Raw genomic sequence first — 14,698 nt, forward strand, 5'->3', positions numbered from 1 at the left:
GTCGCGGTGGAAACTGCGGCGGGCAGAATGCCCATTGGAGAAGAAGCCGCGATGCGTGATCAGGCCAGTGGCCCGCGCGTTTTGCTCAAACGGCTCCGCGAGCTCATGCAGGAGCCGCTGGAGCCGCAGGAGCGGCTTGACCGGATCGTGCGCGACATCGCCTCCAACATGGTCGCGGAAGTCTGCTCGCTCTATGTGCTGCGCGCCGATTCGGTGCTCGAACTCTACGCTACCGAAGGTCTGAACCCGAACGCCGTCCATTTGGCGCAGTTGCGGCTGGGCCAAGGCCTGGTCGGCACGATCGCCGCCAGCGCGCGGCCGCTCAACCTGTCCAATGCGCAGGAACACCCTGCCTTCGCCTATCTGCCGGAGACCGGGGAAGAGATCTACAACTCGTTCCTCGGCGTGCCGGTGCTGCGGGCAGGGCGCACGCTGGGCGTGCTTGTGGTGCAGAACAAGACCATGCGCCACTACCGCGACGACGAGGTCGAGGCGCTGGAAACCACCGCGATGGTGATCGCCGAGATGATCGCCACCGGCGATCTGGCGCGGCTGACCCGGCCCGGCCTTGAACTCGATCTGCGCCGGCCTGTCAGCTTCACCGGCCTGTCCTTCAATGAAGGCGTCGGGCTCGGCCATGTCGTGCTGCACGAGCCGCGCATCGTCGTCACCAATCTGTTCAACGAAGACAGCGAGGAAGAGGTCCGCCGGCTCGAGACCTCGCTCAGCTCGCTCAGGCTGTCCATCGACGACATGCTGGAACGCCGCGACGTCGCCTTCGAAGGCGAGCATCGCCAAGTGCTGGAAGCCTATCGCATGTTCGCCAACGATCGCGGCTGGGTGCGGCGGCTGGAAGAGGCCATCCGCAACGGCCTGACGGCCGAAGCGGCGGTGGAAAAGGTGCAGAGCGACATGCGCGCCCGCATGCTGCACATGACCGATCCCTATCTGCGCGAGCGGATGAGCGATTTCGACGACCTCGCCAACCGCCTGCTGCGTCAGCTGATGGGGCGCGGGCCGGAAGATGTCGCCGCATCGCTGCCGAAGGATGCCATCATCGTTGCCCGTTCGATGGGGGCCGCCGAGCTGCTCGATTATCCCCGCGACAAGATGCGCGGGCTGGTGCTCGAGGATGGTGCCGCGACCAGCCACGTCGTCATCGTCGCACGCGCCATGGGCATTCCCGTCGCCGGACAGATGAAGGGCGCCGTCTCCATGGCGGAAAACGGCGACGCCATCATCGTCGACGGCGAAGAGGGCGTGATCCATTTGCGGCCGCAGCCCGATCTCGAAGCCGCTTATGCCGAAAAGGTGCGTTTCAGGGCGCGCCGGCAAGAGGTCTACCGCGAACTGCGCAAGAAGCCGTCGACGACCAGGGACGGTGTCCAGGTCGACCTGTTGATGAATGCCGGTCTTGCCGTCGACCTGCCGCAGCTTGCCGAAGCAGGTGCGGCCGGCATCGGCCTGTTCCGCACCGAATTGCAATTCATGGTCGCCTCGACATTTCCCCGGGCCGAAGCCCAGGAAAAGCTGTACCGCGACGTGCTCGAAGCGGCGCGCGGCAAGCCGGTCACTTTCCGCACCATCGACATTGGCGGCGACAAGGTGCTGCCCTATTTCAAAGGTGCGATCCAGGAAGAGAACCCGGCGCTTGGCTGGCGGGCGATTCGCCTGACGCTTGACCGGCCGGGGTTGTTGCGCACCCAGATCCGCGCTTTGCTCAAGGCCAGCGGCGGCCGCGAATTGAAGCTGATGCTGCCGATGGTGACCGAGCTGGGCGAGATCGCCCAGGCACGCGAGATCATCGACCGCGAGGTGCGGCATTTGTCGCGCTTTGCCCATCATTTGCCGACCAGCCTGAAGCTGGGGGCGATGTTGGAAGTTCCGTCGCTATTGTTCCAGCTCGATGAATTGATGAAGGCGGTCGATTTCGTCTCGGTGGGTTCGAACGACCTGTTCCAGTTCGTCATGGCCGTCGACCGCGGCAACACGCAATTGGCAAACCGCTTCGACACGCTGTCGGCGCCGTTCCTGCGCGTGCTCAAGCAGATCGCCGATGCCGGCGTCCGCAACAATACGCCGGTGACGCTGTGCGGCGAACTCGCCGGCAAGCCGATCTCGGCGATGGCGCTGGTCGGTCTCGGCTTCCGTTCGATCTCGATGTCGCCGGCCTCGATCGGTCCGGTCAAGGCGATGCTGACGGAACTGCCGCTGGACGAGTTGAAGGCGTTTTTCGACGACAATCTGATGGCTCCGGCACAGGGCTTGCCGATGCGGGCGCTGCTGCAGGCCTTTGCCGACGACCGTTCGATCCCATTGTAGCAGCCTCATCATGGTCAATTTGCCCCGCGATCGTATGGATCAAGTCGTCAAGCGTTTCGAGATGCTCGAAGCGCAGATGTCGGCTGGTCCGGCGCCGGATGCCTATGTGCGCATGGCGTCCGAATATGCCGAAATCCAGGATATGGTGGCCAAGGTCAGGGCATTGCGCCTGGCCGAGCGTGAACAGGCCGATCTGGAAGCCATGCTTGCCGACAAGGGCACCGATGCCGAGATGCGGGCGCTCGCCGAGGCCGAGTTGCCGGAGATCGAGGAGCGCATCGAGGCATTGCAGAAGGATATCCAGATCCTGCTGTTGCCCAGGGATGCCGCCGACGACAAGAACGCCATTCTCGAAATCCGCGCCGGCACCGGCGGTGACGAGGCCGCGCTGTTCGCCGGCGATCTGTTTCGCATGTATGAGCGCTACGCCGCCGAACGCGGCTGGCGTTTCGAAACCGCCTCGGCCAGCGATGGCGACGCCGGCGGCTTCAAGGAAATCATCGCCACCGTGTCGGGCAAGGGCGTCTTTGCGCATCTGAAATTCGAATCCGGCGTGCACCGCGTGCAGCGCGTGCCGGCAACGGAGGCCAGCGGGCGCATCCACACCTCGGCCGCAACCGTCGCGGTGCTGCCCGAAGCCGAAGAGGTCGACATCGACATCAGGGCCGAAGACATCCGCATCGACACGATGCGCGCCTCGGGTTCGGGCGGCCAGCACGTCAACACCACCGATTCGGCCGTCCGCATCACCCATCTGCCGACCGGCATCATGGTCGTGCAGGCGGAGAAATCGCAGCATCAGAACCGCGCCAAGGCCATGCAGATCCTGCGTGCCCGGCTCTATGATCTGGAACGCGGCAAGGCCGACGAGGAGCGTTCCGAATCGCGCAAGTCGCAGGTCGGCTCCGGCGATCGCTCGGAGCGCATCCGCACCTATAATTTCCCGCAAGGCCGCGTCACCGACCATCGCATCAATTTGACGCTCTACAAGCTCGACCGGGTGATGATGGGTGAACTCGACGAGATCATCAACGCGCTGATTGCCGATCACCAGTCGAAATTGCTCGCCGACATCGGCATCGATGACTGACCTGCCCGACGCACTCGGCCCGATGCTGCGGGAAGCGCGGGCTCGGCTTGGCACCACTGTCGACGACCCGGCGCTCGATGCGCGGCTGATCGTCGAGCATTTTTCGGGCACGACGCGCACGCAAGCCATTGCGGACCCTGAACGCAGGCTCGGCGCCGGCATTGTTGCCGAAATCGATGCCGCCCTGAGACGCCGCGCTGGCGGCGAACCGGTGCATCGCATCCTCGGCTATCGTGAATTCTACGGTTTGCGCCTGTCGCTGTCGCCGGAAACGCTGGAGCCGCGGCCGGATACCGAAACGCTGGTCGAGGCGATATTGCCCTTCGTCAAGGCAGTTGCGGCGCGGGAAGGCGGGTGCCGCATCCTCGATCTTGGCACCGGCACCGGCGCCATTGCGCTGGCGCTGCTCAGCGTCGTACCGACGGCTAGCGCAACCGGCGTCGATCTGTCCGCAGGTGCGCTGGCGACGGCGGCCAGTAATGCCGGGAAACTGGGTCTTGCAGACCGGTTCACGGCGCTGCAGTCGGACTGGTTCGAAAAAGTTTTCGGCCGGTACCATGTAATCGCCGCAAACCCTCCCTATATAACCACCGAAGACATTGGAAATCTGCAGGACGAAGTCCGCAATTTCGACCCGCGCCTGGCCCTGGATGGCGGCGCGGACGGTCTGAACCCCTACAGAACCATCGCTGCGGAAGCGGCAAGGTTTTTGGAAACTGAAGGCAGGATTGCGGTCGAGATCGGCCATACGCAACGCAACGAGGTCTGCGAGATATTCGCTGTAGCCGGCTACGTGTCGGGCGGTGCTTTTCGTGACCTCGGCGGAAACGACAGGGTTATTGTCTTTGAAAGGATAAAGCCTTGACGCAGTGCAAAAAAGCGCTTGGCAATGCCGGGGAATGCGGCTAGGGTCGCCTTAACCGGATGAGACGAAGCAGGCAGTGCTCTTAGCGATTCGGTTTTCCTTGGAAATAGCTGCCTTCTTGCGCAAACGATGCCCAAGCTTCGTGCGGGAATCGTCCGGCAAGTGATGTAACCGGAACAGGATGGCACGTGGCGCCAACGCAATCGATGCGGGCGAACGCCGGTGAAGAGACGAAACGGCTGGCTGCATGAGCGCCTCCGTTCGTGAAGAGTTTTTCGAAAATTTCAAAATGAAGAGAGTTTGATGAGGCCACAACAGCAGAACAGGCGCATGCGCGGTCGCAATAATAATGGCGGCGGCGGTGGTAACAATAACAACAACAATAACAACAACAACCGCAAGGGGCCTAATCCCCTGACGCGCAACTACGAGAGCAATGGCCCGGATGTGAAGATCCGCGGTTCGGCTCAGCAGATCGCCGAAAAGTACGCCACCCTTGCCCGCGATTCTCACAGCTCCGGCGACCGGGTCATGGCGGAGAACTATCTCCAGCACGCCGAGCACTACAATCGCATCATCGCGGCCGCACAGGCGCAGATGCCGATCCAGAACGCGCAGCAGAATCGTGATGATTTCGACGATGACGGCGACGAGGACCGCGACGATTTCGACAATGGCGGCAACAACAGCAACACTGTTTCCGATGCCCAGATCCCGGTGATCAACCATGGCGCCGGCCCGCAGCCGGTCATCGAAGGGACGCCGGCCGAGGTTGCGCTCAACCGGGAAGGTGGCCGCGAGGCCCGTGATAATAATGGCGGGCGCAACAATGGTGGCCGCGACAACAATGGCGGGCGCCATCGCGATCGTCGCCCCAATGGCGGTTACGGCCAGAACGGCCAGCGCGACTATGCATCGTCCGCCGAGCAAGCTGGCCAGCCCCAGCGCAACGAGGCTCTGAGCGAGGCCGAAGCCGCCGCGCCGACCGAATCCGTTGCTGCGGCCGAACCGGCTCCGTCGTTCGAGAATCTTTCGCCGGCAGGCCTTGCGGCCCAGGCCGAACTCAACGAGGCGGCCGCCGAAAGCGGGGCTGCCCGTCGTCCGCGTCGTCCGCGCCGCCCGCGCGTCAACGCCGATCAGGTTGATGGCGCTAGTGACAATGCCAATTCCGTGGCCGACGCCGGCGAGGCGGCTGCGGCCCCGGTCGACAGCGGCAACGCCCAACCGGTCAATGTCGATATCGACAACTGATCGAACGGCATTTCAAGGCATTTGAACGGCGGAGAGAAATCTCCGCCGTTTTCGTTTGGGCGGCCGTGCAATATTATGAAGTTGCCGATATCGAGACGTCTTGAGGGTTCGGAGCTTGTGCACCATATCAGCCTCAACTGGACCCGGCTCGAATGGGAGGGTCCGTCACCGCAATCGGATCCGGTGCCGCAAAGCGGGCCGGTGATGGAAGGAGACAGATATGAACCTTGAGAAATACTCAGAGCGCGTGCGCGGTTTTATCCAGTCCGCGCAGACTATGGCGCTTTCCCGCAACCATCAGCAATTCACCCCTGAGCATATCCTGAAAGTGCTCGTCGACGACGATGAGGGCCTGGCCGCGTCGCTGATCGAACGCGCCGGCGGCAACGTTCGCGACGTCAAGCTTGGCGTCGAGACGGCGCTCGAAGCGATGCCCAAGGTCGAGGGCGGCAATGGCCAGCTCTATCTGGCCCAGCCGCTGGCAAAAGCGTTTTCGACCGCCGAGGAACTGGCCAAGAAAGCCGGCGACAGCTTTGTCACGGTGGAGCGGCTCTTGCAGGCGCTGGCCATGGAGAAGTCGGCCAAGACCGCCGACATACTGGCCAAGGCCGGCGTCACCCCGCAGGCGCTCAACCAGGTCATCAATGACGTCCGCAAGGGCCGCACCGCCGATTCGGCGAGTGCCGAACAGGGCTACGACGCGCTGAAGAAATACGCGCGCGACCTGACCGCGGATGCCCGTGCCGGCAAGCTGGACCCCGTGATCGGCCGTGACGACGAGATCCGCCGCACCATTCAGGTGCTGTCGCGCCGCACCAAGAACAATCCGGTGCTGATCGGCGAACCGGGCGTCGGCAAGACGGCGATCGCCGAAGGCCTGGCGCTGCGCATCGTCAATGGCGACGTGCCGGAATCGCTGAAGGACAAGCAATTGATGGCGCTCGACATGGGCGCGCTGATTGCCGGCGCCAAATATCGCGGCGAGTTCGAGGAGCGGCTGAAGGCCGTGCTCTCCGAAGTCACCTCGGCCAGCGGCAACATCATCCTGTTCATCGATGAGATGCACACCCTGGTCGGTGCCGGCAAGGCGGATGGCGCCATGGATGCGTCGAACCTTCTGAAGCCGGCGCTGGCGCGCGGCGAGCTGCACTGCGTCGGCGCCACCACGCTCGATGAGTATCGCAAGCATGTCGAGAAGGATGCAGCGCTTGCCCGCCGCTTCCAGCCGGTGTTCGTCGACGAGCCGACGGTGGAAGACACCGTCTCGATCCTGCGCGGCCTGAAGGAGAAGTACGAGCAGCACCACAAGGTGCGCATTTCGGATTCGGCGCTGGTGGCGGCGGCGACGCTGTCCAACCGCTACATCGCCCATCGCTTCCTGCCGGACAAGGCGATCGATCTGGTCGACGAAGCCGCATCGCGGCTGCGCATGCAGGTCGATTCCAAGCCCGAGGCGCTGGACGAGATCGATCGCCGCATCATGCAGCTCAAGATCGAACGCGAGGCGCTCAAGGTCGAGACAGACGACGCCTCGAAGGATCGGCTTGCCCGCCTGGAAAAGGAACTCGTCGGCCTCGAGGAGGAATCGACCGAGATCACCGCCAAATGGCAGGCCGAGAAGCAGAAGCTCGGGCTGGCCGCCGATCTGAAGAAGCAGCTTGACGAGGCGCGCAACGAGCTCGCCATTGCGCAGCGCAAGGGTGAATTCCAGCGCGCCGGCGAGCTTGCCTATGGCAAGATCCCGGAACTGGAAAAGAAGCTGAAGGAGGCCGAAACCCAGGACGGCAAGGCCGGCATGGTCGAAGAGGTGGTCACGCCGGATCACGTGGCCCATATCGTCTCGCGCTGGACCGGCATTCCGGTCGACAAGATGCTGCAGGGCGAGCGCGACAAGCTGCTGCGCATGGAAGACGAGATCGGCAAGCGTGTCGTCGGCCAGGGCGAGGCGGTGCAGGCTGTTTCCAAAGCGGTGCGGCGCGCTCGCGCGGGCCTGCAGGACCCGAACCGGCCGATCGGCTCGTTCATGTTCCTCGGGCCGACGGGCGTCGGCAAGACCGAACTGACCAAGGCGCTGGCAAGCTTCCTGTTCGATGACGAGGGCGCGATGGTGCGCATCGACATGTCGGAGTTCATGGAAAAGCACTCGGTCGCCCGGCTGATCGGCGCACCTCCCGGCTATGTCGGCTATGAGGAAGGCGGCGCGTTGACCGAAGCGGTGCGGCGCCGGCCTTATCAGGTCGTGCTGTTCGACGAGATCGAGAAGGCGCATCCCGATGTGTTCAACGTGCTGTTGCAGGTGCTCGATGACGGCCGCCTGACCGACGGGCAGGGCCGCACGGTCGACTTCCGCAACACGCTGATCATCATGACGTCGAACCTGGGCGCCGAATATCTCGTCAATCTCACCGAGGATCAGGACGTCGATCTGGTTCGCGACGAGGTGATGGGTGTTGTCAGGGCGTCGTTCCGGCCGGAGTTCCTCAATCGCGTCGACGAGGTGATCCTGTTCCACCGGCTGCGCCGGCAGGATATGGGCCGCATCGTCGAGATCCAGCTCAAGCGGCTGGAGAGCCTGCTTGTCGACCGCAAGATCACGCTGTCGCTGGACCAGGAGGCGGTCGACTGGCTGGCGGCCAAGGGCTACGATCCGGCCTATGGCGCGCGGCCGCTGAAGCGGGTGATGCAGAAGGAATTGCAGGACTCGCTGGCGGAGAAGATCCTGCTCGGCGACATCCTCGACGGCTCGACCGTCAAGGTGACAGCCGGTTCCGACCGGCTGAACTTCCGCTCGAAGCCGGCGATCGTCGCGGCGGAAGTGGCAGCCTGATCCTACGCCGCGCGTCCTTCCCGGACCCGCGGCGTTTTAGGTCTTTGTCATATGCATGTCGTTTTCCCCAAACCGGGGCCAGTTTTGGGCGACGTGCGCAAAAAAGGGGGGCGGGATGACGCTGGACGACTACAACGGCTTCTGCGCCTCGCTGCCCGCGACGAGTCACGTTGTCCAATGGGGTGGCGCCCATGTCTGGAAAGTCGGAAACAAGGTCTTCGCGGTTGGCGGCTGGGATCAGGGCCAGCAGCTCTTCGTCACCTTCAAATGTTCCGATATCGCCTATGATGTGCTCAAGGAGCAGCCGGGCCTGCGGCCCGCGCCCTATCTTGCCTCGCGCGGTATGACATGGATCCAGCGTCGGACAAGCCAGAGCATGGATGATGCCGCGCTGAAGGATTATCTGCGCGAGAGCCATCGCCTTGTAGCCCTGAAACTGACCAGGCAGGCGCGCAAGGAATTGGGACTTGCCGCAAGCTAGTCTATATTCCTCGAGGCGCTGGAAAACCGCCATCTTCATGCCCGGTTCATGTTGGAACCATATGGTGGGTAACTGGTTTGCTGACGAGGGGCTTCGCCAGAGAACAATGCCGGGCGGCGGCAATTACGGACCGGAGAGTTTCGCCACTATGCTGCGTACGATCTTCACCCTTTCGGTACTTGCCGGCGGGCTTTTGTCTGCCAATGCAATCGCAGCCCCGACGCAGGACAGCGCACCACCGATTGTCCGTGTCGGCGATACCGGTGGCATCCTTGTCGCCCAGGACGGCAATCTCGACATCTACTACGACGCCAGGGGCAACCGCGTGATCGTCGATGCCGATACCGGCAAGGTCATCGCCATCCAGCCGCCGCAGACCCGGCTCGACCGCCGCGCCTTGCGCCGCGAGACACGACTGCGCGAACTGGGCCGCGCCCCCGACGGCGACGACCGCTACTATCTCGACGATCCGGAAGACATGGCGCGGTTCCGGCGCCAGCAGTTGGAAGAGGAAGGCCGCGTTATCCCGCCGCCGGCGGACGAGTACGATCCCTATGGGGACAATTCCGTCGAAGCCTATCCTCCCGCACCGCAGGACGATGGCAGCTACGACGACAATTATCCCGACGCGCCGCAGCCGGCGAAGCCGGGCACCATCAAGCGCCAGCCGCTGAACGAAGCCTCGATTGACCCTGCCCAGCCGGCGACGTCAGCCGATCAGGCGGCACTGCCGCCAAAGGCTGGGGGCAAGACCACTGTTGCCCCGGCACTTTCGCTGGGAGCGCGCCAGGATGTCGCCGCCCTTCAGGTGCTGCTAGACCGGGGTGGCGCTTCGCCTGGCGTCATCGACGGGCGTTTCGGTTCGAATGTCGACAAGGCGCTCGCTGCCTACAACCAGATCACCGGCGCCAATCTGCGATCGACCGACGCGGTCGCCATCCAGGCGGCACTTGCGCAATCCGGCGGCGATGCCTTCGCCAACTACACGATCACAGCGGAGGATGCGGCCGGTCCCTATGTCGCGTCGATCCCGGAAGACTATAGCCAGAAGGCGCAACTCGATCGCATGGGCTATACGTCGGTGACCGAGGCGCTCGCAGAGCGCTTCCACATGGACGAGAATTATCTCAAAGCGCTTAACCCGGACCTCGATTTCAATCGTCCCGGCACGACCATCAAGGTCGCCAATTTCGGCAAACTGGTTTCGACGCCGGTGGCCCGCATCGTCGCCGACAAGGACAAGAAAGAGGTTTTCGCCTATGATGCCGGCGGCAGACTGGTCGCGGCCTATCCCGCAACCATCGGCTCATCGGACACGCCGTCACCGTCCGGCATTCACACGGTGTCGCGCGTCGCGCTCGATCCGAACTACACCTACAATCCCAGCATCAATTTCAAGCAGGGCCAGAACGACAAAGTCCTGACCATTCCGCCGGGCCCGAACGGTCCCGTCGGCTCGGTCTGGATCGCCCTGGACAAGCCGACCTATGGCATCCACGGCACGCCGGATCCGTCGAAGATCGGCAAGACCGAAAGCCATGGCTGCGTACGCCTGACCAACTGGGATGCGCGGGAGTTGGCCAAGCTGGTTTCGCCGGGTGTCACGGTGGAGTTTGTCGGCGGACCTTCAGCCGATAACCTTGCGCAGCAGTGAACTGGGAAGAGCGGCGGCATAGACCAGCTGCATGATCAGGATGAAGCCGAGCTTTCAAGCGGCCGCCTCATCGAAATCCCCGCCGGCTGCACGTAACGGGGCTGGCATGACTGTGCCATTTGCACCCTGTCAGGGTGCAACCCTGGCCAAACGGCTGGTTTCAATGACTGCAAGCCACTGGCCGGTTGTTGCCGATGCGCTAGGGGTTTAAGCAAGGTTTCATGCATTCACCGAGCAAAGCTGCCGCGGTCCCGCTGACCAGCCCGGTCACGCATGGAACGTTTTGTCCGCAGTCGCAGCGGCGATTTGTGCTGATCGCGGCAATTCTGGCCTCGGCGCTCGGCTTCATAGACGGCTCGATCCTGGCCATCGCCACACCGGCGATTCGCGTCAACCTCGGCGCCAGCCTTGCCGAGGCGCAGTGGATTTCCAATGCCTATGCATTGACGCTGTCGGCGCTGATCCTGGCCGGGGGTGCCGCCGGCGACCGATTCGGTCTGCGCCGCGCCTTCGTGTCCGGCATTGCGCTGTTCATCGTCGCTTCGCTGGCCTGTGCGCTGGCGCCGAATGCCATTGTGCTGATCGCATTTCGCGCGTTGCAGGGCATCGGTGCGGCAATCATGGTGCCCGGCAGCCTCGCCATCATCGCCAAGGCCTACCCGAAGAAAGAACGCGGCCGCGCGATTGGGATCTGGGCGGCGGCTTCAGCGCTGACCACGGCACTTGGCCCGGTGTTCGGCGGTTTCGTGCTGTCGGCCTTCGGCGACGGCATCTGGCGGGCGATCTTCGCCATCAACCTGCCGCTGGGCTTGATCTCGATCTGGCTTCTGCTGGCCAAGGTTCCTGCCGATACGCCGACGGAGAAACGCAGCCTGGATCTCGGTGGTGCAGCGCTCGCGACATTGGCCTTCGGCGCGCTTGCCTATGGGCTGACCTCGATGAGCGCCAGCGGCGAGGGCCTCATGGCAGGGCCGAGCATTGCCGCAGGCGTCGTACTGCTGGCTGTCTTCATCGTTTTCGAGCTTCGGCAGCGCGAGCCGATGATCGACCTCAGCCTGTTTCGCGTCGGTGCTTTCGCCGGCGCCAATGTGGCGACATTCTTCCTCTATTTTGCGCTATCGGCCAACCTTTTCTATCTGCCGATGCTGCTGATCGCCGGCTGGGATCTGAGCACGGCCGAGGTCGGCTTCATCTTCCTGCCCTTGTCGGCATTGATCGCGCTTTTGTCGGGACCGGTCGGCAAGCTTTCGGACCGGATCGGACCCCGTTTTCCGATCGCCTGCGGCAGCTTGGTCGTGGCTTTCGCGTTTGCCGGGCTGGCCTTGCTCACCTACGCCGGTATCCACAATTTCTGGATTGGAATATTCCCGCTGATGGCGCTGATGGGGCTCGGCATGGCTCTGGTCGTGTCGCCTTTGTCGACCGCGATCATGACGGCGGTGGAAGACAAGGACACGGGGGCCGCCTCCGGCATCAACAATGCCGTCTCACGCATCGGCGGTCTGATCGCGGTGGCGGCGATGGGCTCGCTTGCCGCATGGGTTTACGCGAATGCGCTGGACGCGAGCGCAACGTCCGCCATCCCAGGATTTGGTGAACCGGCGCCAGCCGGGCTTGCGCCGGCCATCGATGCGGCGAGGCTCGCCGCTAGCGATGCCGCTTTTGCCGCGGTTTCTTCGGTGACCGCGCTGCTTTGCCTGATTGCGGCTGTCATCGCCTGGACGACCATTCCCGGTGAGCGATTGCCATGGCCGCGACAGGCCGAAGATCGGCAAGGCTGAAGCGGGTCAACCGTCGATCTTGGCGCTCGCAACCTTCAGCGAATCGCTGTCTTCCTGCTTCAGCAGTTCGTCGATGCGCTCGCGCTCGCGCTTGAAGGCGACGAGGTCATCGCCCTTCAGCACCTTGCCGACCGGCAGGCGGACACGCATCGGATCAACCTTGGTGCCGTTGACGATCAGCTCGTAGTGAAGATGCGGGCCGGTGGCGAGGCCGGTCTGGCCGAGGAAGCCGATGGTCTGGCCCTGGCGGACGTGCACGCCCGGTTCGATGCCTTTGGCAAAGGCGCTCTGGTGATTGTATGATGTCTCATAGCCATTGGCATGGCGGATGATGATCTGCTTGCCGTAGCCGCCGGCCCAGCCGACCTTCTCGACCGTGCCGTTGCCGGCGGCGATGATCGGCGTGCCGATCGGCGCGGACCAATCGACGCCGGTGTGCATGCGGACATAGCCGAGGATCGGATGCCTGCGGGCGCCGAAACCGGAGCGGAATTTCCCGGCGGGCAGGGGATTGCGCAACAGGAACTGCTCGGCGCTCGAGCCGTCCTCATCAAAATAATCGGTGCCGCCGTCCTGCATCTGGAAGCGGTAGAAGTTGCGGGTCTGGCCGCCGAACGTCGCCGAGACGTAAAGAAGCTCGGAGCTGTCCGAGGTCTGGTCGTCACCGTCGGGCTGCGAGAACAGGACTTCGATGCGGTCGGCGGGGCTGAGGCGGGATTGGAAGTCGACGTCGGACGCCAGCAACTTGATCAACCGCTGCGTCATCGCCTTGGACATGCCGTAGGAATAGGCGGCGCGGTAGATGCCGTCATAGACGTTGGGCAGGTTGCCGCGCACCACCACGGGCGCCGACGAATCATCGAAGGCCGTCAGCAATTCGGGGTTCGGATCCGGTTCCTGCGCCGGCACATACTGGCCGCGATCGTTGAGCGCGATGGTGACGATGTGCTGGGTCCGGTCATAGACGCTGGTGCGCACGACCTTGGCGGCATCGCCGTGAACTTCGAGGCCGACACGCAGCACGGTTCCAGCTTTGAGCGCTGTTGCGTTGAGCAACTTGGCGATAGCTTCGGCCATTCCGGTGGCATCTTCACCCGTGTAGCCCGAATTGGCAAAAGCCTCGGTGACGTCGAGATCCTTGGTGAAGGGGATGATTTCCTCGGCGAAAGCCGGCGCCTGGTCGTCAACAGTGGCACGGGGCGCCACCGAGACATTTTCCGGCACGATCTTGACGTCGTAGGAGCCCGCCATGCTCTCGGCAAAAGCTTCGCCGAATCGCTGCGGGTCGACATAGTGAAGTGAAGCGACCTGCACGGCGCCGTCGCTGAGGTCGGTGCCGGCTTCGCGCACCACTTTTTCCACCTCGTCGGCGGAGAGGTCGCTCTTTTCGTCGAAGGAAGCTGTTTCGATCGGAAAATCGACCGTCTTCAGGCTCATCTCGCTTTCGACCTTGGCGCCGTAGATCTGGCCGGAAGCGGCAGAGGCCGTCGCCGGCTGGGCATTGTCGTCGCTGTCGTCGCCGAACACCTGCATCGGGTCGAAGGGTGGGTAGGCGCGGCTGGTGGTGTGGCCGGCGGCAAGGGCCATCTTGATCTGGACGAAAGGCATGGTGTGGATGACGTCGCGGTCGCCGACCTTGGTGACCATCGACACTTCCATGCGGCGGCGGTCCTTGGCCTTTGCGATCTGACGCGGCGCCACCAGCCTGGTGGTCTTGGCGACTTCGCCGGAATCCCCGTTGCCGGCAAGGCTGATCAACTCGGCGATCTCGGGTGGGGTGGCCAGTTGCTGGCGGCCGTCAAGGGCGGCGAACAGCGCCACGCCCATCAGCACGCTTGAGGTGACGCCAGTGAGAAATGTTCCCGACAGCCAGCGTGCAGAAACCTCGCGCCGGTCGGGCGGGCCGCTGCGGCCATCCGCGATAAGCGGCGGCTCGTTGCCGAGTTCGGCTATGACATCTTCCGTGTCTGGCATCCAGAAAGGCTGCTTCTTCCCCGGGCGGAACGGCTTGTCGCTTTTGTTGTGGCCGTGACATTTGCCTGTCATGGCAGGTGAAGTCAACGAAGCGCCAGGCTCCGAACGAATTGCCCCCAAGCACTTCTCTTATAGAGCGCTCTACCAGGCGGGGCGGTGTACCTTCTCTGCAAGGCCCATCGCACACTCCTATATAGAGGGCTCGTAAGACAGGCGCTGCTCCGTCGGCGGCGCCCACTTTCGTTAGCTTTGGTGTCGAACGGCAATGCGGCGGCAATAGGGCTCCTTCCCTGCCGTCCAATCGGTATTGCCAGCGTTCCCCTGGGGCAGTCGGCTATCGGCAGATCGGGTCCGAAATTTCTGTCGCAAAAACTTCAAAAACATTGTCGATGTGTGTTGACAGTTGTCGTTGGTGGCGACTATATACGCCTCACGAACGAGGGCGGCTCGCCG

Annotated in this window: 9 protein-coding genes; 8 read left to right on the plus strand and 1 reads right to left on the minus strand. The window is 63.3% G+C overall.

All coding sequences use genetic code 11. The annotated features are described in order from the left end of the window. Window positions 1-51: 51 nt before the first annotated feature. The 8 genes from ptsP to AC0L3E_RS28370 all read left to right on the plus strand — a co-directional run bounded on the left by ptsP (window position 52) and on the right by AC0L3E_RS28370 (window position 12,271). Window positions 52-2,322 carry a phosphoenolpyruvate--protein phosphotransferase gene (ptsP, locus tag AC0L3E_RS28335; protein ID WP_292334177.1) on the plus strand — a complete coding sequence of 757 codons (2,271 nt, stop codon included), beginning with the start codon at window positions 52-54 and terminating at the stop codon, window positions 2,320-2,322. Window positions 2,323-2,332: 10 nt separating this feature from the next. Next, complete coding sequence (gene prfA, locus AC0L3E_RS28340) at window positions 2,333-3,412, plus strand: peptide chain release factor 1 (protein WP_127266723.1); 1,080 nt, start codon at window positions 2,333-2,335, stop codon at window positions 3,410-3,412. Further along, entirely contained in the window at window positions 3,405-4,277 is an 873-nt protein-coding gene (gene prmC, locus AC0L3E_RS28345) for a peptide chain release factor N(5)-glutamine methyltransferase (RefSeq protein WP_473606131.1), read from the plus strand. The genes prfA and prmC overlap by 8 nt, the downstream gene beginning before the upstream one ends. A gap of 303 nt (window positions 4,278-4,580) precedes the next feature. Next, window positions 4,581-5,528 (plus strand): DUF4167 domain-containing protein, encoded by a 948-nt coding sequence (locus AC0L3E_RS28350; RefSeq protein WP_473606132.1) that lies wholly within the window; start codon window positions 4,581-4,583, stop codon window positions 5,526-5,528. Between the two features lie 220 nt (window positions 5,529-5,748). After that, on the plus strand, window positions 5,749-8,355 hold the full coding sequence (clpB, locus tag AC0L3E_RS28355; protein ID WP_473606133.1) for an ATP-dependent chaperone ClpB: 2,607 nt from the start codon (window positions 5,749-5,751) through the stop codon (window positions 8,353-8,355). 115 nt (window positions 8,356-8,470) lie between these two features. After that, window positions 8,471-8,836, plus strand: a complete 366-nt coding sequence (locus tag AC0L3E_RS28360; protein WP_127322773.1) for an MmcQ/YjbR family DNA-binding protein — start codon at window positions 8,471-8,473, stop codon at window positions 8,834-8,836. A 148-nt stretch (window positions 8,837-8,984) separates the two neighbouring features. Then, window positions 8,985-10,490, plus strand: a complete 1,506-nt coding sequence (locus tag AC0L3E_RS28365) for a L,D-transpeptidase family protein (RefSeq protein ID WP_473606137.1) — start codon at window positions 8,985-8,987, stop codon at window positions 10,488-10,490. Between the two features lie 221 nt (window positions 10,491-10,711). Then, window positions 10,712-12,271 (plus strand): MFS transporter, encoded by a 1,560-nt coding sequence (locus AC0L3E_RS28370; RefSeq protein ID WP_127809236.1) that lies wholly within the window; start codon window positions 10,712-10,714, stop codon window positions 12,269-12,271. 6 nt (window positions 12,272-12,277) lie between these two features. Here the strand turns inward: AC0L3E_RS28370 and AC0L3E_RS28375 are convergent, their stop codons facing one another. Beyond that, window positions 12,278-14,245, minus strand: coding sequence for a M23 family metallopeptidase (locus tag AC0L3E_RS28375; RefSeq protein WP_164748944.1), 1,968 nt, complete (start codon window positions 14,243-14,245; stop codon window positions 12,278-12,280). Window positions 14,246-14,698 lie beyond the last annotated feature (453 nt).

This window comes from Mesorhizobium sp. WSM4822, from assembly GCF_055811155.1.

Bases quoted from the DNA above. Each gene is read 5' to 3' on its own strand.
- ptsP (WP_292334177.1), top strand. From the start codon at position 52: ATGCGTGATCAGGCCAGTGGCCCGCGCGTTTTGCTCAAACGGCTCCGC.
- prfA (WP_127266723.1), top strand. From the start codon at position 2,333: ATGGTCAATTTGCCCCGCGATCGTATGGATCAAGTCGTCAAGCGTTTC.
- prmC (WP_473606131.1), top strand. From the start codon at position 3,405: ATGACTGACCTGCCCGACGCACTCGGCCCGATGCTGCGGGAAGCGCGG.
- AC0L3E_RS28350 (WP_473606132.1), top strand. From the start codon at position 4,581: ATGAGGCCACAACAGCAGAACAGGCGCATGCGCGGTCGCAATAATAAT.
- clpB (WP_473606133.1), top strand. From the start codon at position 5,749: ATGAACCTTGAGAAATACTCAGAGCGCGTGCGCGGTTTTATCCAGTCC.
- AC0L3E_RS28360 (WP_127322773.1), top strand. From the start codon at position 8,471: ATGACGCTGGACGACTACAACGGCTTCTGCGCCTCGCTGCCCGCGACG.
- AC0L3E_RS28365 (WP_473606137.1), top strand. From the start codon at position 8,985: ATGCTGCGTACGATCTTCACCCTTTCGGTACTTGCCGGCGGGCTTTTG.
- AC0L3E_RS28370 (WP_127809236.1), top strand. From the start codon at position 10,712: ATGCATTCACCGAGCAAAGCTGCCGCGGTCCCGCTGACCAGCCCGGTC.
- AC0L3E_RS28375 (WP_164748944.1), bottom strand. From the start codon at position 14,245: ATGCCAGACACGGAAGATGTCATAGCCGAACTCGGCAACGAGCCGCCG.